The organism is Ihuprevotella massiliensis (genome assembly GCA_900095835.1).
Classification (GTDB): Bacteria; Bacteroidota; Bacteroidia; order Bacteroidales; family Bacteroidaceae; genus Alloprevotella; species Alloprevotella massiliensis.
Genome location: LT608321.1, coordinates 326,972 through 348,649 on the forward strand (window position 1 = coordinate 326,972; position 21,678 = coordinate 348,649).

General features: G+C 42.6%; 19 protein-coding genes. 7 read left to right on the forward strand and 12 right to left on the reverse strand.

The window, feature by feature from the left end:
• Positions 1–28 precede the first annotated feature (28 nt).
• The 4 genes from BQ2633_RS01470 (at position 29) to BQ2633_RS01485 (ending at position 5,283) form a co-directional block, all read left to right on the forward strand.
• Entirely contained in the window at positions 29–1,324 is a 1,296-nt protein-coding gene (locus BQ2633_RS01470) for a tetratricopeptide repeat protein (RefSeq protein ID WP_075564696.1), read from the forward strand.
• 83 nt (positions 1,325–1,407) lie between these two features.
• Positions 1,408–2,712 (forward strand): tetratricopeptide repeat protein, encoded by a 1,305-nt coding sequence (locus BQ2633_RS01475; protein WP_141700103.1) that lies wholly within the window; start codon positions 1,408–1,410, stop codon positions 2,710–2,712.
• Between the two features lie 3 nt (positions 2,713–2,715).
• Positions 2,716–4,764, forward strand: a complete 2,049-nt coding sequence (locus tag BQ2633_RS01480; protein WP_075564698.1) for a M3 family metallopeptidase — start codon at positions 2,716–2,718, stop codon at positions 4,762–4,764.
• A 102-nt stretch (positions 4,765–4,866) separates the two neighbouring features.
• The gene (locus BQ2633_RS01485; protein ID WP_075564699.1) at positions 4,867–5,283 is read left to right on the forward strand and encodes a deoxycytidylate deaminase; all 417 of its coding nucleotides are present in this window, start codon (positions 4,867–4,869) and stop codon (positions 5,281–5,283) included.
• 199 nt (positions 5,284–5,482) lie between these two features.
• On the opposite strand, the gene BQ2633_RS01490 is transcribed toward BQ2633_RS01485, so the two are convergent.
• Genes BQ2633_RS01490 through BQ2633_RS01500 form a run of 3 tightly spaced genes read right to left on the reverse strand, consistent with a single transcriptional unit; the run spans position 5,483 to position 8,404 of the window.
• The gene (locus BQ2633_RS01490; RefSeq protein ID WP_083233893.1) at positions 5,483–6,109 is read right to left on the reverse strand and encodes a lipocalin-like domain-containing protein; all 627 of its coding nucleotides are present in this window, start codon (positions 6,107–6,109) and stop codon (positions 5,483–5,485) included.
• Positions 6,110–6,139: 30 nt separating this feature from the next.
• Positions 6,140–7,804 (reverse strand): M6 family metalloprotease domain-containing protein, encoded by a 1,665-nt coding sequence (locus BQ2633_RS01495; RefSeq protein WP_075564701.1) that lies wholly within the window; start codon positions 7,802–7,804, stop codon positions 6,140–6,142.
• Between the two features lie 3 nt (positions 7,805–7,807).
• A complete protein-coding gene (locus BQ2633_RS01500) occupies positions 7,808–8,404 on the reverse strand; it encodes a hypothetical protein (RefSeq protein ID WP_141700104.1) in 597 nt (198 codons plus the stop codon).
• Positions 8,405–8,462: 58 nt separating this feature from the next.
• On the opposite strand from BQ2633_RS01500, the gene BQ2633_RS01505 reads away from it, so the two are divergent.
• From BQ2633_RS01505 to BQ2633_RS01515, 3 genes are all read left to right on the forward strand, one after another.
• Positions 8,463–9,452, forward strand: coding sequence for a Gfo/Idh/MocA family protein (locus tag BQ2633_RS01505; RefSeq protein WP_075564703.1), 990 nt, complete (start codon positions 8,463–8,465; stop codon positions 9,450–9,452).
• Positions 9,453–9,575: 123 nt separating this feature from the next.
• Entirely contained in the window at positions 9,576–12,263 is a 2,688-nt protein-coding gene (locus BQ2633_RS01510) for a valine--tRNA ligase (protein ID WP_075564704.1), read from the forward strand.
• Positions 12,264–12,588: 325 nt separating this feature from the next.
• On the forward strand, positions 12,589–13,503 hold the full coding sequence (locus tag BQ2633_RS01515; protein WP_075564705.1) for a glycosyltransferase family 2 protein: 915 nt from the start codon (positions 12,589–12,591) through the stop codon (positions 13,501–13,503).
• On the opposite strand, the gene BQ2633_RS01520 is transcribed toward BQ2633_RS01515, so the two are convergent.
• From BQ2633_RS01520 to BQ2633_RS01560, 9 genes are all read right to left on the reverse strand, one after another.
• Positions 13,500–14,684 carry a sensor histidine kinase gene (locus BQ2633_RS01520; protein ID WP_075564706.1) on the reverse strand — a complete coding sequence of 395 codons (1,185 nt, stop codon included), beginning with the start codon at positions 14,682–14,684 and terminating at the stop codon, positions 13,500–13,502. The genes BQ2633_RS01515 and BQ2633_RS01520 overlap by 4 nt on opposite strands.
• Positions 14,668–15,273 (reverse strand): ribosome biogenesis GTP-binding protein YihA/YsxC, encoded by a 606-nt coding sequence (gene yihA, locus BQ2633_RS01525; RefSeq protein ID WP_075564707.1) that lies wholly within the window; start codon positions 15,271–15,273, stop codon positions 14,668–14,670. The genes BQ2633_RS01520 and yihA overlap by 17 nt, the downstream gene beginning before the upstream one ends.
• A 7-nt stretch (positions 15,274–15,280) precedes the next feature.
• Positions 15,281–15,691, reverse strand: a complete 411-nt coding sequence (locus BQ2633_RS01530) for a hypothetical protein (protein ID WP_075564708.1) — start codon at positions 15,689–15,691, stop codon at positions 15,281–15,283.
• Positions 15,692–15,706: 15 nt separating this feature from the next.
• On the reverse strand, positions 15,707–16,333 hold the full coding sequence (gene recR, locus BQ2633_RS01535; RefSeq protein WP_075564709.1) for a recombination mediator RecR: 627 nt from the start codon (positions 16,331–16,333) through the stop codon (positions 15,707–15,709).
• Between the two features lie 48 nt (positions 16,334–16,381).
• Positions 16,382–19,219 carry a golvesin C-terminal-like domain-containing protein gene (locus BQ2633_RS01540; RefSeq protein WP_141700105.1) on the reverse strand — a complete coding sequence of 946 codons (2,838 nt, stop codon included), beginning with the start codon at positions 19,217–19,219 and terminating at the stop codon, positions 16,382–16,384.
• 106 nt (positions 19,220–19,325) lie between these two features.
• Positions 19,326–19,886, reverse strand: a complete 561-nt coding sequence (locus BQ2633_RS01545) for a 1-acyl-sn-glycerol-3-phosphate acyltransferase (RefSeq protein ID WP_075564711.1) — start codon at positions 19,884–19,886, stop codon at positions 19,326–19,328.
• 91 nt (positions 19,887–19,977) lie between these two features.
• Positions 19,978–20,241, reverse strand: coding sequence for a hypothetical protein (locus tag BQ2633_RS01550; protein ID WP_075564712.1), 264 nt, complete (start codon positions 20,239–20,241; stop codon positions 19,978–19,980).
• 110 nt (positions 20,242–20,351) lie between these two features.
• A complete protein-coding gene (locus BQ2633_RS01555) occupies positions 20,352–20,891 on the reverse strand; it encodes a 2-oxoacid:ferredoxin oxidoreductase subunit gamma family protein (protein ID WP_075564713.1) in 540 nt (179 codons plus the stop codon).
• Between the two features lie 12 nt (positions 20,892–20,903).
• Positions 20,904–21,677: a thiamine pyrophosphate-dependent enzyme gene (locus BQ2633_RS01560; protein WP_075564714.1), complete on the reverse strand. Its 774-nt coding sequence runs from the start codon at positions 21,675–21,677 to the stop codon at positions 20,904–20,906.
• Position 21,678 lies beyond the last annotated feature (1 nt).

The window sequence follows — 21,678 nt, forward strand, 5'->3', positions numbered from 1 at the left end:
AATAATCATTCATAAAACCCATATCACCATGAAGAAAATCTTCACATTGGTTGCTGTTGCTGCATGCTCTATGGTGAGCATGGCACAAAACAGTGTCATAAGTAAGGCTGCATTTTTGCAAGAGCAGAACAAGTCAGCCGAAGCACTCGAGGTGCTAAAGTCATCATTTGACAATCCTAAGACCACGAAGTTTGCAGAAATCTACAACCAAGCTGGTAAGCTTGTGAGCACACAATTCAATACAGAGCTCATGAAAGCAGCAAATAATCAGCCACTTGACACCGCAAAGTTCGTGTCTAGTTTGGATGAAATGGTAGACTACTTCACTAAAAGCTACGTAGCGGAGCATACTCCCAACGAAAAAGGAAAGATGCCTAAGCTTAAGTATTCAGCAGAAGACACCAGAGTTATCCTTGGATGTCAAGACTATTTCTTCTATGCAGGAGTATTCCTTAACCAAAATCACGATAAGGCTGGAGCCTATAAGTACTTCAACAAGCATCTTCAACTTGTAAACAACCCTGCCTTGGCTGAAAAGCGTGATTCTCTCCTTCAAGCGAAGGCACAAAATTACGCGCAAGCAAGCTATTACTGCAGCATGTTGGCTTATGAAATGAAACAGTGGGACGAAGTACTTCAGCAAACACAAGACTTGCTCAACAAGAAGGCATTGCTTGAAGAAGCTAAAATCCCTGTGCGTGACCTCTACCTGATGCGTTTTGAAGCTGACCTCACTGGCAAGAAGGACACATTGGCGTATGTAAATGACTTGAAGCACGCTATTGCAAACCTTGAAGACAATCAAGCTTTCATGGAGAGTCTTGTCGCTGTTTACAATGAAAAGAACGACGTAAAGTCTGCTGAGCAAGCAGCTAACGACATGGTAGCGCAAAATCCTCAAAGCAAGTCTGCTTGGTTCATCAAGGGGTATGTAGAAATGAACTTGAAGCACAATTATGCAGAAGCGCGTGATGCCTTCAACAGAGCATTAGAACTTGACCCCAACTATGTCGAAGCTATGGCTAACAAGGCATATTGCTACATTAATGAGGTAGTAACTAAGCGTCAAAATGGCGGTTATAAGTACGCCGGTAGCAACTTGGATCGTGTCAAGGGGCAAAAGGCTGTAGACCAATACAACAAGGAGCTTAAAGAAATTCGTGGATATTTCGAAAAGGCACTTCCTTTGATGGAAAAAGTCCGCGAATTGGCACCTGAACGTAGCCGTCTTTGGGCATCTGCCTTGGAACAAATCTACTCTAACCTAAACCAAAAGGCTAAGGCAGAGGAAATGGAGAACATTATGCGCCAAGGAGTGCGCTAATTTTCTCTCATTCATTGATGAATTTATTGCAGGGACGCAACAATCTGTTGCGTCTCTGCTTTTCCACAAATTAGACTAACTACATGGGTTCACTTTCGAAAACTCTGACACAGGCTATTGTTATGCACAAATCTTCATACAGCTTATATCACCAGTTCACTAACATGAGAGTCTATCTACTAGTTTCTTTCTTAATACTTGCTACTGTAGCTCCACTTTCTACCTTCGCACTGAAAGATGAAAAGGAGATACGTGCTGCCATAAAAGCTAAGAAACCAGGAGATGTTTTGCGACTAATAGCTAAGCAGAGAAAGGACACCTTAAATTCTTGCAATGCAAGAATTTATTACATGGGGGTTGAAGCGGCACTGCTACAGAGCGAGAAAGAAAATGAACGTATTTATCTGCAACAAAAGCCAGATACTGCAGCTCTATTTCAAAGCCTAAACTCCATATTCACGTATGCGCTTCTCACTGATAGTGCAGAAGTTAGTGAACTTAAAGACAAGACAAAGCAACCCTCGCACCGTTTGAGATTGAATCGCTTACTAAATGGCCTTTATCCTAATCTAGCAAAGGGTGCACAATACTTTGTACGTAAAGGCGATTGGGAGAATGCACGTCTTCTTGCTCGTCAAACCTTGGAATCGCGCAATAGCACTATTTTTACTGAACAGCACCCTGCGAATCTCTCCGAGGAGCAGTTAGTAACAAACGCAGTGCAGTACTTATATGCTAGCTTCGCAGCTGGCCAATATCATGACGCAGAGCGATATGCTGCCTTGGCACTTAAGGACACTAACAAATTGTCTTCTATATTAGAGACTCTTGCGCTTGTCAATGCAGCAAATAAGAATGAAACTGGCTATCGCCATTACCTACAACTAGGTGTAGAGTCATTTCCTAAGCATCTTTTCTTCTTTAAATCACTCTCGGAGAGTCTTTTTGCCCATAAGGACTACCAAACACTCGTAGCTCTGTCAAATAAACTAGCACAAAAAGACAGCAATAATGGACTATTTCCTTTGTCTGCTGCGCAAGCATACGATGTTCTCAAACTTAATGAGCAAAGTATCCAAGCTGGCGAGCAAGCACTTGCTTGCGATTCTACGCTTTACCGGGCTCACCTCTACATAGGTAGAGCATATTATCGCAAAGCTCGGGCTATTCAACTTCCACTAAGCATCCGATCAGCGGGTTACAAAGAAGCACTTCTGCAACAGAAAGAGTTTTACGAGAAAGCAAGGCCGCATCTAGAAATTTATCGCGCTAAAGCTCCTCAGGATGTCCAAGAATGGCAACCACTACTCTATGAAGTGTATCTTAAACTCAATCTTGGCAAAGAGTTCGAATCTATTTCTCAAATCAACACTCAGCATAAATCATAAAGTATGAACCTTTTGTTACAGCCAACCTGGCAAACTCCACACAGTACCTTTCCTTTTACAGAGATTGCTATTGCAGATATTGAAGAAGCTATCCAAGAAGGAATCAAATGCGAGGCTATTGAGGTTGATAATATCGCAAATCAGCCAAACCCTCCCTCATTTGAAAATACTATTGTAGCACTTTCTACTACAGGAAAGGTTTTGGAGAAGGCTACAACTTTGATGTACAATCAACTATCAGCGTGTACTAGCGAAGAGCTAGAGGAGCTTGCCGAACGAATGTCTCCATTGTTGAGCGAACATTCATCAAATATCATGCTGAATGAGACTTTATTTGCCAGAGTAAAAGCTGTGTACGATGAGGAAAAATTGCGCTCTCGTCTTGAAGGTGAAGATAAGATGTTGCTGGAAAAGACTTATGATGGGTTTGAACGTTCAGGAGCGACGTTAGATGCTCAGAAAAAAGAAAGATTTCGTGAAATTAAAGCTGAGTTATCACAAACCTCTTTGAAGTTTTCACAAAACAATATTAAGGAAACGAATGATTTCTTCTTACATATCACCGATTCAGCGCAATTAAAAGGCCTTCCCCAAAGCCAAATTGAGCAAGCAGAGTCGGCAGCACAAGAGAAAAAACTTGAAGGATGGGTGATAACTCTTCATGCCCCTTCGTTCGTCCCCTTCATGCAATACTCAGAAGTGCGAGAACTTCGTGAACAATTGTATCGCGCATACATGACAAAATGCACAAAAGATAATGAGTACAACAACTTTGAGATTTGCCGAAAGCTCGTAAATCTACGCATGGAGTTAGCACAACTCTTGGGTTATCCAGATTATGCTACGTATGTGCTCAAGAATCGTATGGCACAAACGCCCGAGAAAGTTTATGAATTGCTGGATAACCTCAAAGCTCATTACCTAGAAGCTGGAAAAAAAGATGTTGCTGCTGTGGAAGCGCTTGCTAAAGATCTTGAAGGTGATGATTTTTGTATGAAACCTTGGGATTTTGCTCATTATGCACATTTGCTCCAATTGAGAGACTTCAACCTCGACGCTGAAATGCTTCGCCCTTATCTGGAGTTATCTCAGGTTACCTCAGGTGTTTTCGGACTAGCAACTACACTTTACGGCATAACGTTTGAAGAAAATCATGACATTCCCGTATACCATCCCGACGTAAAGGCTTATGAGGTGCGTGATGTAGATGGATCTTTCTTGGCAATCCTTTATACAGATTTCTTTCCTCGCAGTTCCAAGCAGAACGGAGCTTGGATGACCTCTTATCAAGAAGAGTATATTGATGAAGAAGGCGAACATCGCCCCCATGTTAGTGTGACCATGAATTTCACAAAGCCCACAAAGAATACTCCTTCTTTGCTGACTTTTGATGAACTTGAGACCTTCTTACATGAATTTGGGCACGCATTACATGGAATCTTCGCCAAGACGCGTTATAGCAGCCTAAGTGGTACCAATGTATACTGGGATTTTGTGGAACTTCCTTCACAGTTTATGGAGAATTACGCTTTGCGTCCGGAGTTTCTCCGTACATTTGCCAAGCATTATCAGACTGGGGAGGATATGCCACAAGCTTTGATAGATCGCGTACACAAAGCGCATAATTTCAATGCGGCATACGCTTGCATGCGACAAGTAAGTTTTGGACTTCTCGACATGGCATATTATACGCTCAAGCGCCCTTTGTCAGAAGACATTCGTGAATTTGAGCATCAAGCTTGGGCTTCTGTGCAATTACTTCCAACGATTGAAGAAGCTTGCATGACAGTACAATTTGGACATATCATGAGTGGTGGCTACGCTGCTGGCTATTATAGCTATAAATGGGCGGAAGTACTTGATGCCGATGCGTTCTCAGCTTTTGTAGAACGAGGACTGTTTAATAGAGAAGTAGCAAATGACTTCCGCAACACCATCCTTTCTAAGGGCGGCACCGTCCATCCCCAGACGCTCTACAATAAGTTTCGTGGTCAACCAGCCACTATTGATGCAATGCTAGTGCGTGATGGTCTACAGCCACAAGTAAAATAGAGTATGGTTCTCCGATATTATCTTTCCTTGCATCCTAAGAAGTAGGAGAAAGAGAATGTAAATGACATCTGTATTAAGACAACACTAAATTAAGGATAGATTATGGACAAAAAAGACACTCTGGACCACCGCTACCTCCGCATGGCATTGATTTGGGCTGAGAATTCATACTGCACTCGCAGACAAGTGGGAGCACTTATCGTTAAAGATAAGATGATCATATCCGATGGATTCAACGGCACTCCTTCAGGTTTTGAAAATGTATGCGAAGATGACGAAGGTAACACGATACCTTATGTACTCCATGCAGAGGCGAATGCCATTACAAAGATAGCGCGTTCTGGCAATAACTCTGATGGCGCTACCCTTTACGTCACAGACGAGCCCTGCATAGAGTGTTCCAAATTGATTATTCAAGCAGGAATTCGCAGAGTTGTTTACGCTCGTGAATACCGTTTGCATGAGGGGCTCGACTTGCTCAAGCGTGCAAATGTAGAGGTTGTTCATCTCCCCCTGTAGAAAAAACATAATTCTACGTGCGTACATTCAATTGCTGTGTGTGATTGTACGCAGGAAGTTTGTTTTCTGGTCGATTTCCTATCCTTTTCTTCATAGAGAACTAATAGAACCTCAATATTCAAAAGTCCGTGTCAAAAGTATAAACACTTGACACGGACTTTATTTTTTGTATGAGTAATGGTAAATGCTTTTTGGGGGATTACTTCTTAAGCTTAAGACCTAGAAATGCACCTTTATACTGTTTCAATACGCTAGTAATGGTAGCAGCTTGTTCTGTGACTTGCGAAGCACTTCCAATAAGCGTTTGCAACAAAGGCAGTAGCTTGTCTGCATGAACAGCTAACTGCAACTGGTTGCCTTGCAGCTTAGCGTTGACGGGTACTGTAACAACTCTTTGTGGTGCTACTAAAGTTAGTGTGGCACCATTTAATTTGTAAGTACCACTGATGCTTCTTCCTTTCAATGTTGCAGCATAATGACCATTGTCATTAAAAGTAATGCTCAATGAGCCAGCTTTAACTCCAAACTTTGATAAGTAGCCAGCAGACTTTTCAGCTTTCTCCGTAAAAGCTGCTGCTCCTACTTGATTAAGAAGATTATTGCTTTCAAATACTAATGCAGGTTGTTGATAGGTCCAGGTCCCGACTAGTTGTTTAACAGTAACAGTTTGTGTGCCTATGAGTGCTGCCTGCACATTGTCTTTAGCACTACTCACAGCTTGTGTGACAGCATTCTTAGCGGTATTAACAAGAGAACCCAATGATTGTGCATGAAGCGTTTGTATTCCCACAAAGAAACAAGCTATCAACATCGATTTTTTCAACATATACACTATGAATGATTCGTTTAAAAAGAATTAGTGAGGATAAAAAATTACTTTTTGACCTTGGTGTACATAGATGCAACCTTCCTTTGGTTGGCTTTGTTGTCTTCCTTGAAGATCATAGTAACAATCATTAGAAGAGTTCCATAACCTCTTCACATTCATGTTTACAATACCAACCAATGTTTCATCATTAAGAGCAAAACCAATGTTCAAAGTAGGCTCTTTTATGGTGATTCCGTATAAGGCTCGATTATCTGGTCCATTTTTCCAAGCGATAGCAGGGGAAGAAGTGGAAGACCACGTTGTAACATTTTTGAAGCCAGGGAAAAAGTCACCAGCAAAATCGTTTTTAGTTCCTTGATTATGCGTTTGTCTTTTACCATCTGCTGGAACTATTTCATAGCACTGTTGATTTGCTTGTACATTTACGCGGTTACTATTCCAAAGACTAGCATCGTAGTCAACATGATAGACCAACATTCCCATACCTAAACTCTTGGGAAACCATGTACTAGCTTGCCTATTCTCAAGAACATAAAACTCCTTCGGATTTTGTGGATTACGCAAAAGGTAAGCCTGAGCTTCTTTATCTGAAGTTATACCCAATAAGTTGTTGTGAAGTGGCAATAATTGATAATACCCTGCTACATCTTCCAATGTTGATATTCGCAGCCAGCCTAGACAGTTGCGTTGATAGGCAGAAAGTCCCATGGGTCTTTCACCCATCGTTGTCACATATTGACCATAATCCATAAGATCGAGGTAGTCTGGAGTATCAAGATATTTGTTTTGAGTATCATAGGCATCGGGAAGTCCAAGAGCATGACATATTTCATGACACTTCACTCCAGGACCTTCCAATTCTGCATAATCTACAATAGGATTTTTCAGAGCATCGCGTAGAAGTTTGCCATTTACGGACTTATAATGATTGATGAGTTCGCCTACCACCAAAAAGCTTTGAAAACTATGACCATTTATTTTGTAAGGAGATTCCTTAAACGCCGACCAAAGATAGTCTTCACTACCCGTCTCCAATGAACTATTCTCACTTGCTCCCGCAAAATAAAGAATCACGAGAGGGATGTTTTTGTGTTGTTGTGTTTCAAAAGTGTTGAAGGGCACTCCTAATTGCAATGCTTGCCGCACAGCACTTTGGTAGAATTCGTCGACATTCACATGTACGTTGCTGCCAGAATTTTTGCCATAGTATGCACGCGACTTGGGTAGTTTTACCTTTCCTACAATTTGAAACTTCGGAGAAAACAGACCATAACTTTGATCTACAAAATAGTCACGAACACTTCCACCCCAGCCTTTATCAGCATTGAATCTTTTCTCATTAAAGTAACGATCTACTAAATCTGGAGTTGTTGTAGGTTGAAACTCTACATCATCAAATTCCACCATGACAACGGGTATAGACGGTTGCCCTATGCTTGGTAATACCCCAGCAGCACTAACGCCATAACGCCCCAAACCATCTGCATCAATGGTGGAAAAGGATCGAGTGGGATGTTGATGTAACGAAGAGGGAAAGCAGGTAGGAGCCGAAGGGTCTATATGTCGGGATTCCTTGTAAGGCACAACTATAGTTCTACCCGTCGCGTCCTTTGTAAGAATGTGGCGAGCAGGACGTGCAGCAAATGTGAAAGTGGAGATCGTTCCTAGGAGAATCAAAAATAAATAACGCATATTCTATATCTTCTTACTAGCTGAAAACACCAAGCGAAAATAGACTCCAAGTAAAAGCAGAGCAAACATCCCTAGAAAAGAGAAGATTGCTTGTACAAGATAAACCCAAGTTGGCATAAAAGCATCATCTAACATCAAAGAAGAATTTGCCGTCTGAAAGCCCCCTAACACAATGACTATCTGCGGAAGGAGTAATAAAGTTGCAACAAGCAAGGCAATAGAGGTTGCTATTGTAAGACGCGACAAGCGTTGCTCTGGTGAAACATTGGGATAGTGACGACTTTTAAGTATCAAGATATGGACTGCCTTCAAAACTTCGCGGTGAGATTTCACTAATCCTCCCAAAAGCAGAATTATACCTACGCCCAAAATAGAAACGCCAATAAAGTCAAGGGGCATCATCTCCCACAGCAACTCATTGGGTAAACCTTGTTGTGTAAGAATCCACCAAGGCACTCCCATTTCAAAAGCTGTATGACTAAGTCCAAAAACTACAGCTGTTGCCCCCAAAGCTGTGAGGGTAAAAGACAAAAGCATAGGACGCGCATTACGCTTTGGGCGTTGCAAAAGCAAGAGAAGAGCTTGTTTATATGTCATCATTGAGAAAAAGCTAGTATTTCAAGGCGAAGGTACAACATTTTTGCGTAACTTTGCCCCTATGGAACGCCAAAAAACGATTAGATGGGGCTTTATTGGCTGCGGTGAAGCCACAGAAAAGAAGATGCTCCCAGCCTTTTCCGAATTACCCAACGCAAAGGTAGTGGCTGTCATGAGCCGACGTGCAGAGCGGGCATCTGCTTTTGCTGCTCGTCACAATATTCCACATTGGTACACAGACGCACAAAATCTTGTAACTGATCCCAATGTGGATGCCATTTATATCGCTACTCCACCCTCTACTCATGCAACATTTGCCATTATGGCTTTGAATGCCCAAAAGGCGGTGTATGTAGAGAAACCCTTAGCAACGCATTATGCTGACTGCTTGCGCATCAATCGTGTAGCGGCAAGTCAGCATACCCCTTGTTTTGTGGCATATTATCGCCGTTACCTACCCTATTTTCAAAAGGTAAAAGCCTTAGTAGAGGAAGGAACTATCGGAAAAGTTCTTTCTGCTCAGATCAGATTCTCCGTTCCTCCGAGAGATTTGGACTATAACTCAAAAAATCTTCCTTGGCGACTACAGCCTGATATCGCAGGTGGCGGCTATTTTTATGATCTAGCACCTCATCAGCTCGATTTTCTTCAACAACTTTTTGGACCTATCGTAGAAGTGCAAGGCTATAAGGCCAACCTGCGGCAGCTCTACCCCACAGAAGACTCCGTAAGTGCAGCCTTTCGCTTTGCAAATGGTATTCCTGCCTCTGGTACATGGTGCTTTGTTGCCCATGAGAGTGCCAAAGAAGACCGTATCCTACTCATTGGTGACAAGGGACAACTATCATTTTCTGTGTTTACCTATCTACCTATTCATCTGCAAAACGAAGAAGGCGAACAACACATTGTTGTCGAAAACCCTGAACATGTGCAAGTGCCCCTTTTGAAAAACATCATGGCACACTTAGATGGTTCAGATATCTGCACCTGTGATTCGGTGAGTGCTACTCCAACAAACTGGGCAATTGACCGCATATTGGGGAAATTCTAATCAAAAACTATTTTTCCGGCATGGGAATACTCAGTTTCCCGCCAGTAGCCACTAGAAAATCACTGAAAAAGTGCTATCTTTGCACAGATAATTGCATTCGCAAACGAAATTATATCTATATATATGGAACTTGCCACTAAATACTCTCCCGAAGCAGTGGAGGGAAAATGGTACGAATACTGGACAAACCATAAACTTTTTAGCTCGAAACCTGATGGTCGTGAGCCTTATACTGTTGTTATTCCTCCTCCCAATGTGACTGGTGTGTTGCATATGGGCCACATCCTGAACAATACAATCCAAGACATCTTGGTGCGTCGCGCAAGAATGGAGGGTAAGAACGCTTGTTGGGTACCCGGTACTGACCATGCTTCTATTGCTACTGAAGCTAAAGTTGTAAATAAACTCGCTCAACAAGGCATCCGCAAGCTTGATCTCACTCGTGAAGAGTTCTTGAAGCATGCTTGGGACTGGACAGAAGAACATGGTGGTATCATCTTAAAGCAACTTCGTAAGATTGGTGCTTCTTGTGACTGGGATCGCACAGGCTTTACTATGGACGAAACTCGCTCAGAGAGTGTCATTAAAGTCTTTGTAGATCTCTATAACAAGGGCCTTATCTATCGTGGCCTCCGCATGGTGAACTGGGATCCTAAAGCACAAACTGCACTTTCTAACGAAGAAGTGATTTATCGTGAGGAGAAGAGCAAGCTTTACTACCTTAAGTATTATGTTGTTAACGACAATGGCAATGCAACTGGTGTTGAAGGCGAAGTTATTCACGAAGATGCCAACGGGCGCTATGCAGTCGTGGCTACTACCCGTCCTGAAACCATCATGGGTGACACAGCCATGTGCATTAACCCTAAGGACCCCAAGAACGGATGGCTCAAGGGACAACAAGTACGCGTGCCTCTCGTAGACAGAGTAATCCCTGTGATTGAAGACCGCTATGTAGATGTAGAATTTGGTACCGGTTGTTTGAAAGTTACCCCAGCCCACGATGTCAATGACTACGCTTTGGGTAAGAAGCACAATCTTGAAACGATCGACATCTTCAACGCAGACGGTACGCTTTCTGAGGCTGCAGGCATGTATATTGGTCAAGATCGCATGGCAGTTCGTGAGCAAATTGCAAAGGATCTTGCAGAAGCTGGACTTCTTGAAAAGGTAGAAGACTACGACAATAAGGTAGGTTATAGCGAACGTAATGCCGATACTGCTGTTGAACCTCGCTTGTGCATGCAGTGGTATCTGAGCATGCAGCACTTTGCTGACTTGGCTTTGTCTCCAGTTATGGACGACGAAATCAAGTTCTACCCTGCTAAATATAAGAACACCTACAATAACTGGCTGTCCAACATTCAAGATTGGTGTATTAGTCGTCAATTGTGGTGGGGGCACCGCATTCCTGCTTACTACCTAAGTGCACCAAATGCAGAGGTAGAGGAATTTGTTGTTGCCAATAGCCTTGAGGAAGCTGTACAAGTGGCTTCGCAAAAGTACGGTCGTGAAGTAAAACCAGAGGAATTACGTCAAGATGATGATGCACTCGACACTTGGTTCTCTTCATGGTTGTGGCCAATCTCACTCTTTGATGGCATTAATAATCCTAACAACGAGGAGATTAACTACTACTACCCCACTAGTGACCTCGTAACTGGTCCAGATATCATCTTCTTCTGGGTGGCACGTATGATCATGGCTGGTTATGAGTATACCGGTAAGATGCCATTTAAGAATGTGTATTTCACTGGTATCGTGCGTGACAAGCTGGGTCGCAAGATGTCAAAGTCACTCGGTAATTCTCCAGATCCCCTCGATCTAATCGAAAAGTTTGGTGCTGATGGAGTGCGCATGGGTATGATGCTTTCTGCCCCTGCTGGTAACGACATCTTGTTTGATGAATCTTTGTGCGAACAAGGTCGTAACTTCTGTAACAAGATTTGGAACGCTTTCCGCCTTGTACAAGGTTGGGAGGTAGATAAGACTTTGGTACAACCCGAAACTTCTAAGCAAGCCACAGAATGGTTCGCTGCTCAATTGCGTAAGAGTGCAGCTGAGATTGCAGACCTGTTCTCTAAGTATCGCATCTCTGAAGCTCTGATGGAGGTATATCGCCTCTTCTGGGATGAATTCTCTTCTTGGTATCTTGAAATGATCAAGCCTGGCTACCAACAGCCCATTGACGCAGTCACTTATGAAGCTACTCTGAAGAACTTCGACGATTTGTTGCATTTGTTGCATCCATTTATGCCTTTCATCACAGAAGAGCTTTGGCAACATCTCACAGAGCGCAAAGATGGCGAAAGCATTATGGTGTCTCCTCAATCTATCACAGCGCCCAAAGCCACGGATGAAAGGTTGATTGCTGATGTAGAACGTGTTAAGGGTATCATTGCTGGTGTTCGTGCTGCGCGTGCTCAAAAGAACATTTCTCCTCGTGAGCAACTTTCACTCACTATCGTGGGTGCTAGCAACGAACTCTCAACGTATGATGGTCTCATCATGAAGCTTGCAGGTCTCGAGAAGATCGAAACTGCAGAGCAAGTTGAAGGAGCGGGTTACAGCACCTTCCTTGTGGGCACCACTGAATACGCTCTTTATATGGGTGATGTGGTAGACCTTGAAGCTGAAAAGGAAGCAGCTCGTGCTGAGCTTGAACACTTACGCAAGTTCCTCAAGAGCATTCAAGGTAAACTCTCTAACGAACGCTTTGTAAATAACGCTCCAGAAGCTGTTGTTGCCCTTGAACGCAAGAAAGAAGCTGATACGCTCACTAAGATTGCTGCCTTGGAAGCTAAACTCTAAGCCCTATTTTCTTTAGAAACGTACTCATCATTTCTGAAACAATCATGTAAACGTCAAGGTGCGTATCCAGATTTCTCACCTGGATACGCACCTTTTTATATACTACTTCTGTTATTCTATGCAGTGAACGTATAGAGTTTTGAGTTTAAATTTAAGCCTCACAAAAAATCTCCTAGAGTCCAACTTAAAATCTCCGACATTTTCAAAATGTTCTTGGAGAATTTTCTGAAAAACTCGGAGACTTTCTGAAGAATGCCGGACGTTTTATTTCAAACTTCAGATTTTAAGTTATCTTGCTCTCCATACTACAATTATCTACCCTGCCATGCTCTCAATTCTTATTCCCACCTACAATATGAACTGTCTGTGTCTTGTCACTGATTTACAGAAACAATGTGAGGAGCTTCAAGCTCAATATGGAGAGTCTTTCGACTACGAAATACTTGTCGCGGATGATGCTAGCACAGATGAAATCATTGTCAACAAGAATGAGCTGATCGAATATTTGCCCAACTGCGAATACATCAGAATGGCGTCCAATGTTGGACGAGTACCTTTGAGAAACTGGCTACTAACAAATTCGCGTTTTGACTATGTTCTATTTATTGATGCTGACGCAGCGGTGATTAGCGATGACTTTGTATTGATGTATTGGGAGAATCGGCACGAAAAATCTGTAATAGTTGGGGGGATTAAGTCTCCAGATACTGCCCAGCGTGGGCACGAGTTACGCCTAAAGTATGAGCTGGCTGCAGAGCAACAGCGCACTTTATCGTACCGTCAGGCACACCCCCATGATTTTTTTACGACCTTCAACGTGATGTTTCACCGAACAGTACTGGAGCTAGTGATGTTTGATGAGCGTATTACAGAATACGGATACGAAGATGCGTTGATGGGGGTGAAACTTGCCCAAATGAATATACCAGTAATCCATATAGACAATCCACTCTTACATACAGGAATCAACGATAATCTTTCCTTCCTGACAAATAGTGAAGCAGCTCTCCGCATGCTTCATAAACTTGGAGCACCCATGACAGACAAGGCTCGTGTAGCAATCACCTACAATAAGTTGGTAAATTGGGGAGTAAGTGGGATATTCCGGACTTTTTTTCGCATCAATAAAGGGTGGATGCGAAAGAATCTTCTTTCACACCACCCTTCTTTGTTTATATTCAATTTGTATAAACTGGGTTACTTTGCTACATTATGCGTAGCAAAGCCAATAAGAAATTAGGATTTCAGTGGAAGTTCAATTCGAAAAGTTGTGCCTTTACCAACCACGGAATCAAGAATGTAAATTTTACCATGATGATATTCTTGGATGATACGCTTAGATAATGAAAGCCCTAAGCCCCATCCTCGTTGTTTTGTGGTGAAACCAGCCTTAAAGACAGAAGAAAAATGCTTGCGAGCAATTCCTTTGCCCGTATCTCTAATATCTACCACATATCTCTTGTCCATGATGTGACAAGTTAGTGCTATACTTCCTGCACCAGCCATGGCATCTACCGCATTTTTACAGATGACTTCTATGACCCATTCAAAGAGTGGTGCAGATAGTGGAAGCAATACTTTATCTTGAAAATCCACAGAAATCTCCACCCTATTGGACACTCTGCGTTTGAGGTAATCAATTACATGGTCTATAACTGGTGCAATCTCAGTAATCTTTAGTTCTGGTTGACTACCAATTTTTGAAAATCTTTCTGTGATCCGTTCAAGACGTTGCACATCGTGTTCCATATCTTCTAGCAAGTCGTCATTAGGATAGGTCTCTTTAAGCACTGCTATCCATGCCATTAAAGAAGAAATGGGGGTGCCAAGCTGATGTGCTGTTTCTTTCGTCAGACCTACCCAGACACGATTTTGTTCTGCACGCTTAGTAGATAGGAGAGCTAAGAGTGCTACAAGGAGAAAAAGACTCACGACTCCTACTTGCACATAGGGAAACCAAGCCAAACGATGGAGAATCAGAGACTCATCGTAATAGATATAAATAAACTTCTGATTACTTTCTGTGTCATTTGCAGGTGAAACTTCTAAAGCCATCCTCATTTGTTTGCCCGTCTGTTGCAGTTCTGCTACAGCTTCATGTAGGGATCGCAAGGAGTCTTTGGTATCTTGCTTTGAAAAATCCAAATTTCGATGAGAAAGCACATGGTTGTCTTCGTCTGTCACCACCACTGGTATTGAGTTATTACCATTGATGACGGTCAGCACCAGATTTAGATCAGTGTTTTCCTCTGCTGCGGTAAGGGAGCGCATCGCTTCTGCCCAAACTTCCATTCTGGCACGCTCTTCAGCCTTCAAATCCTCTACAAGATGATGGGATACAAACAGAGAAGTTGCGACAATAATTATCGCAACTCCAATGAAGATAATCTTTAATTGGCGAACTTTATCCGTCCAAACCATTGTTGATTTCGTCTATATAATCTAATAACTCCATTCGCCCCGTTCCTTTTTCGCTACTTGTGACAAAGTGCGCCGGAAGTTCTTCCCATTCTTCTTGAAGTTTCTTGAGAAAACCTTGCACATTCTTCTTCAACTCACCTGTTTTATTCTTGTCAGCTTTGGTGAATACGATGCAGAAAGGGATACCTTCTTCGCCTAACCACTGGATAAATTCCAAATCAATCTTTTGAGGTGAAAGTCGAGAATCGATAAGTACAAACAAGCAAGTGAGCTGTTGACGCTCTAAAATGTAGTACTCAATAAGGTTGCGAAACTTTTCCATCTCTTTCTTTCCCCGACGAGCAAAGCCGTACCCTGGGAGGTCAACCAAATACCATTCGTTATTGATGATAAAGTGATTGATAAGCATCGTCTTACCTGGAGTTGATGAAGTTTTCGCCAAAGCTTTACGCCCAGTCAACATGTTAATAAGAGAACTCTTACCTACATTACTTCTGCCAATAAAGGCATATTCCGGAAGTTTACTGTCTTGCGGACATTGGTCAGCACGACCTGAGGAAATGAAAAAATCAGCTGATTTTATAATCATAGGTAGATTAGTCTTGAAGTGAAGTGAATTTAGGAAATACAAGTATGCCATGCAATAAGGCTACTACGACTCCATATTTCGTATTTTGTGCAGAACTTGCTAAAACATAGCATAACGTGCAAATCCAAAGGGAACAGACAAAAAATGCGATTTTGATAAACACATGACGTCTGCGGAGCTTTTCTCTGTCGTCACCTTTACGCTGGGCTAGACGCTTCTTGTTGATGGTTAGGTTATCCCAACTATATGAGAAGAATAAACAAACCGCAGGTACAACAACTGAGAAGAGGTTTACTGCATATAGAACATTCTTGTTGTTACCCACGATATCGTTTGTACCATCAAGTATAAAGTAAAGCAGGGCTGCTACTATTAGTGCAACCATATAAAGGAGATAAACTTGGGTTCTGAACTTCATAAAGGAACTATAGCTTTATTGTTTGAGTGAGACTCTGTCAATAATGGAACGGCCTAACGTGACTTCGTCGGCATATTCCAAATCATCGCCCACACCAATGCCACGTGCTAGAACACTCATTCTTACTGGGGAGTCTTCAAAAGGTATATTCTGTAACTTTCTTGAAATATAGAAATTTGTTGTATCGCCTTCCATGGTAGGATTCAATGCGAAGATAACCTCTTTCACCTCACCAGATTGAACACGCTCTAAGAGAGAGTTGATGTGTAAGTCACCAGGTCCTACCCCATCCATTGGACTAATCACTCCACCTAAAACGTGATAGACGCCACGATATTGTCCAGTAGCTTCTATTGCCATTACGTTCTGTACATTTTCTACGACACAAATCGTGGAATGATCTCTATGAGGATGAGTGCAAATCTCACATTCATCCGTATCACTTATATTATGACAATGGCGGCAGTACTTAACATCATTGCGTAAGTCAAGAAGAGCTTGCGCCAAAGCATGGGTTTGTGACGCGTCCTTGCGTAACAAGTGCAATACAAGTCTCAAAGCTGTTTTACGTCCCACAGCGGGAAGTTTAGACATCTCACCTACAGCCTTTTCTAGGAGCAGCGAAGGAAACTGGTCAATCATAGAAGCAAAGATACAATTTCTTGTTGTAATAGAGGATATTTCAAGAATTTAATATTGAGGAAGGAGAAATTTGAATACGCCTTTCATGACATGACGTCGTAAAGTATCATCTTTTATACATTCAAAAGGAAAACCCAGCGCTAAACTACGATACTTTCCAGAATTATTGGCGACAGCAGCACTATAACCACCTTGGCCATAAGAAAAAGCAGAGAAAGCAGATGGCTGAGTGGGCTCTACGACATCTGTATGCTGCACAAAATAATGTTGCGCATTGGGTTGATTATAGAGAGCCATAGGTGCATTCATTCCCCACACTCCCTCAAGAGTGTCGTTTGCCACTCGCCCTGGAACGCGAACAGCGAAAGTATTTTGTAAGAATTGCTGTTCTTCGAGAGAACGCATATCACTTCCCCAGTAGCTACCGCTTAGGAACACATTTCCGCCCTGCTGAGTATAGCGTTCTAACTGCGCTCTCACATCTCGAGGCAAGGATTTATATGCAAGCAAATTATGATCGGCCTCTCGCTCTTGTCCACAAATATAAGCAACAAGTTTATATCGGTTCAGTTGCTCAGCAGAAAGATTGACAAAGGCTTCACGACTTATAGAAGAAACAGAAACATTCGGAACAGCAGTTGCGAGGGCATTTGTATGGATCTGGATGCCATCAAAACGATTGCCAGCGATTACTTTGCCCACTAATTCAGAAGTTCCATATCCTAAGCTCTGGATACCATCACGTCCCATTGCATTTCGGGAAAAATTCGTTTGCTTTCCTGTCAATGCCGTAGTGTAATCATAGGGAACTCCTATGTCTTCCACTAAGTCGAAGCCTAGACTATCGTCATTCTCAATTCGCGCTGGACCACTCAAACGATAAAAGCCATTGACCATCAATACTTCAGGTGTGTTTCCTTCGCGATGTCCTTTTGAACAATAGATGCTCATTAATTCAGAAGGAAAGCTCTCTCCCCCAGCATTAAGTGCTGAAACCCTGAACTCGTAGTGGCACCCTTGCTCTACGGGAAGTGTCAAGGAGGTTTTTCCATGGGTTAATTGTCCACTGTCAAAATCCTTGCCTACTTCTCGAGTGAAAACAATGTAGTCAGTAGGAACAGCCGTAATTTCTAGGCTATCCTTTGTTGGCTTCCACGATAAGCGTACTTCATTTTTCCCTTTAACCAAAGTTGCAGAGAAGGAATTCACTGGAAGTGGTTGGATAACGACGTTATTTTGTCCATGCATCTGGGCTACATATCGCAACATCGCTTTATACATAGCGCGAGAAGCTACAAACTTAAAGTTGGGATCGTGCGCATATTTCATATCCGTAAAGTTCTGATGCGCGAGTAGCTCTAGAATCATGGAGGGTACTTGTGGAAGCCGTGTTTCTCCATAATTTTTGTCGATTAAATCTCGTTGTCTCCAGTCAAGATCGAAGACTTGAGACAAATCAGAAGTAACAGAAGTCAAAACTTGTTCTGCGAGCCCTTGAGAAGCCCCTCTCGAAACACCTGAGCGAAATTCATATTCTCCTTTATCTCCTTTACTTGTATAAATACCTAGAGATCCGTAAATGCCACCATTTTTCAAAAAACCAGCATCGGTGTGGAGTGCAAAAGAGAGTTCAAATGGTACTCGCGCACCAAGTGTATCTGGATTGTAAATAGAGCCACCATTAAGATAATTGAGCATGAGAGGACGTACACGGATATCGTCGTTATAGTCGCTTCCTTCTGGATTACTACTATAAAGGCTATCTGGTAGTCCTGACCATTGCGCATAGTATCTTGCCCCTTCTAATTGGCGAGGAAGACGACTGGTTGGTCCTTTCGGATAGGTGTAAATGCGAGTACTGTCAGCAGCATACGATACTTGGGGCAGGCTACGTTCTGTCATTGCCATACCTCCCCCGAATCGTACGACATCAGCACTGATGACTCCGTGTTCCTTGCTGAAATTACTGAGGGTAACATAATTTTGCTGAGGTTTTCCGGCCTCAAAATAAAACGTTCCTAGATAAACCCATGTTCCCCCTCCCATTTGTTGATTGACACGAAAATCTGTTTTCTGACTTGCATGATATACGGTATAGTGTGCATCACTTACTGCATGCGGAAGTGATGCATAACTCACATAGACCGCATAGGAGCCGGCTGTTGAAATTTTGGGTGCCCAAGACACTCGGCTCACATTTTTCCCTTGAGTCGTAGGAATAGTTCTTACAGACCCCGTAGTAAATGGTTGAATCCCATTATTGAGTGTGGTAAGAGGCATGGAAAACCCTTTTGCATTTGCAGTTTGCCAGAACTCACCTGGAGCATTTTCTTCTATGTAGTTTCCATCGCGACTAGGTTGATCGTTGTCGATCACTGCCATATAGGTTTGAGAATCTCGTTCACGAGGGGTAAATACAATCGCTCCTGCATTCTCCAACATCGGAATGAGATACGGAAAGACAAAACTGGGAGTAAGCAAATCCTCCGTAGTACAAAAAAGTATGGGACGTTGCCATGCCCAACGTTCTGCATTGAAATATCTTCCATGACTAGGCCACACAAAAAGATGACGTCCATTCAAGCCTGCGGTCGGGGTATAGATGCGAGAGATAGGCTGCACCCAAGGTTTACCAATATACTCAATGTTCTCCCATACAAGAGGCGCTTTGCGAACCGCCAAAGAAGAAGCTACATCCTCCTTGCTAGAAATGTCCACTGGAATCTGAGCTTTAACTATTTGTGGAACACAGAAAACAAGCAGACATAATAGGGGTATTACGATGATTAGCTGTTTTTGTCTCTTTGCACAAGCAATTGGTGTAGACATCCACAAAAGAACTCTACAGATCAATGAGAGGAATACACAGCGTTCAAATAATTTCATTCGCAATATATTGGCTAATAATCTAACTATGGGTGATAACAAATTAAACGGTCTTACCTCTACTCAGTTCAAAGTTTTATGACAAGACCTCTGGTGAAATCTAGTTCTAGGCTTCGTCAAGTGCAAATTTCTCGGGATGAAAAGCGCAATCCGCATACGGGCGATAGTAATCCATAATGCGTTTCATGTCAGCATCGACATCACCAGATGGGAAAATTTCTTCCGTGCAAACAATGCGTTTGTGCTTCGCATCGATAGCAAAAAGCTGAATAGGGATATTGGCTTTCAACGCAATATAGTAGAAACCACGTTTCCATGTGGTAACTCGGGAGCGTGTTCCCTCTGGCGTTACTGCCAAATTAAAATAACTCTCGCGCTTGGCTATCTCTGCTAACTGGTCGGTGAGAGATTGATGGCGACTTCTCACCACAGGAATACCTCCTAATGATCGGAAGACGCTACCTAGTGGCCAAAAGAACCATTCCTTTTTCATTAGGAATCCTGCCTTTCGACCAATTGCTTGACTAAAAGTCTCACCCAAAAGGAAATCCCAGTTGCTCGTGTGGGGAGCAACAGAGAGAATACACTTATCGCGTGATGGAACGGTAACTTCTACCTTCCAGCCCATGCAACGAAATAAGATAAATTGAGCTATTGATTGCATCATATCAATGAAATGTTTAAGCACGACTTTGGCCGTGTGTCTTCATTTGCGCTAAAAAGCTGATGACACACGGCCAGAGTTACAAAAACTTATCTTAGGCTTGACTAAGCAAGCCATAGATATTGCGCACCTTCTCAGAGAATTCTTCGCGCAACTTAGTATAGAACAAACGCACACTACCAGGTTCTGTGTGGTTGATACGCTTCACAAACTCCACATTGAGGGCCAAAATATCAGCGCCGACTTGTTGGAGACTCTCGCTAGCTTGTGGCTGATCTTGCAACACCACTGCATAAACAAGCATGAGGTCACTACAAATATTATTGATCGACTTTTTAAGTTTCTTGCGACTAGCCATAATATTCTATATAAAAGGGTTTTCAAATTATGCTATCATTGGTGCACTACCACACTCACAAAACAAGACTGAAAAGTAATAGATACTATCCAATACTACTGTAATGTGACTTAAATACTCACCAGTTCCATTCCTTTAAGAATGGCTTGCTCGTTGGCAGGCAAAAGATGATGGTGACGTTCTGGAAGTGTTTTGCGGAGCGCCTTCATCACACTTTCCACTTTTACTATGGGGTGTACTTTCAAATAACTACCCAAGATGAACATGTTGAAGCACTTAGCCAACTTCATATCAGTTGCTGCGTTCATAGCAGCTACAGAATACACGTTGATATCTTCACGAGTAGGCGGTTGCATCACACCAAATCCGTCAAAAATCAAGGTTCCTCCGAGCTTAACCTTGGGTTGAAATTTGTCAATGGAGGGCTGATTCAAAAGGATTGCAGTGTCATAGTTTGATAGAATGGGGGATGAGATGCTTTCATCACTAATGATTACGGTGACATTAGCCGTTCCTCCACGCTGTTCAGGACCATAGGCAGGCATCCAACTAACTTCTTTACCTTCCATCAAAGCAGCGTAGGCGAGAATTTTGCCCATAGAAAGAACGCCCTGTCCACCAAATCCAGCAATAATAATTTCTTGTGTCATGGTTCTTTAGGCTTAAGCATTCTTGGTAATATCTTTAAGGTCTCCCTTAGGATAATATGTAAACATATTTTCTTTCATCCATTCATTGGCAGCTGTAGGAGCCATCTTCCATCCCATGTTGCAAGTGGATACGAACTCTACCAGGCAAGAACCTTTCTGTTGCATGGAAAGTTCAAAGGCTTTGCGAAGTGCGCGTTTGGCTTTACCAATGGAAGCCATTGACTCTACACTTTGACGGGTCACATAAGCTGTGCCTTCTAACATTGCTGCTATTTCTGCCAATTTGAGGGGATAGCCATGAAGCGCAGCCTCGCGACCATAAGGACTTGTTGAAGTCATTTGCCCCATAAGTGTTGTAGGTGCCATTTGTCCACCAGTCATACCATAAATGGCATTATTGATAAACACGATAACAATACCTTCTCCACGATTGAGACTATGAATCGTTTCATTGGTGCCTATACCAGCAGCATCACCATCACCTTGGTAAGTGAAAACCAAATGATTTGGCATCACTCTCTTGATAGCCGTAGCCACAGCAGCAGCACGTCCGTGAGCAGCTTCTTGAAAATCGATGTCTATGTATTTATAGATGAATACACCACAACCTACTGGGCTAACGCCCACAGCCTTCTCTCCCATACCCATTTCCTCAATAACCTCAGCGATGAGTTTATTGATTACACCATGGGAGCACCCTGGGCAGTAGTGCATTGTATTGTCGTTGAGCAGTGAGGAAGTCTTATAGACTTGAGTACCCTGCTTTATAATTTCTTCTTTCGTCATG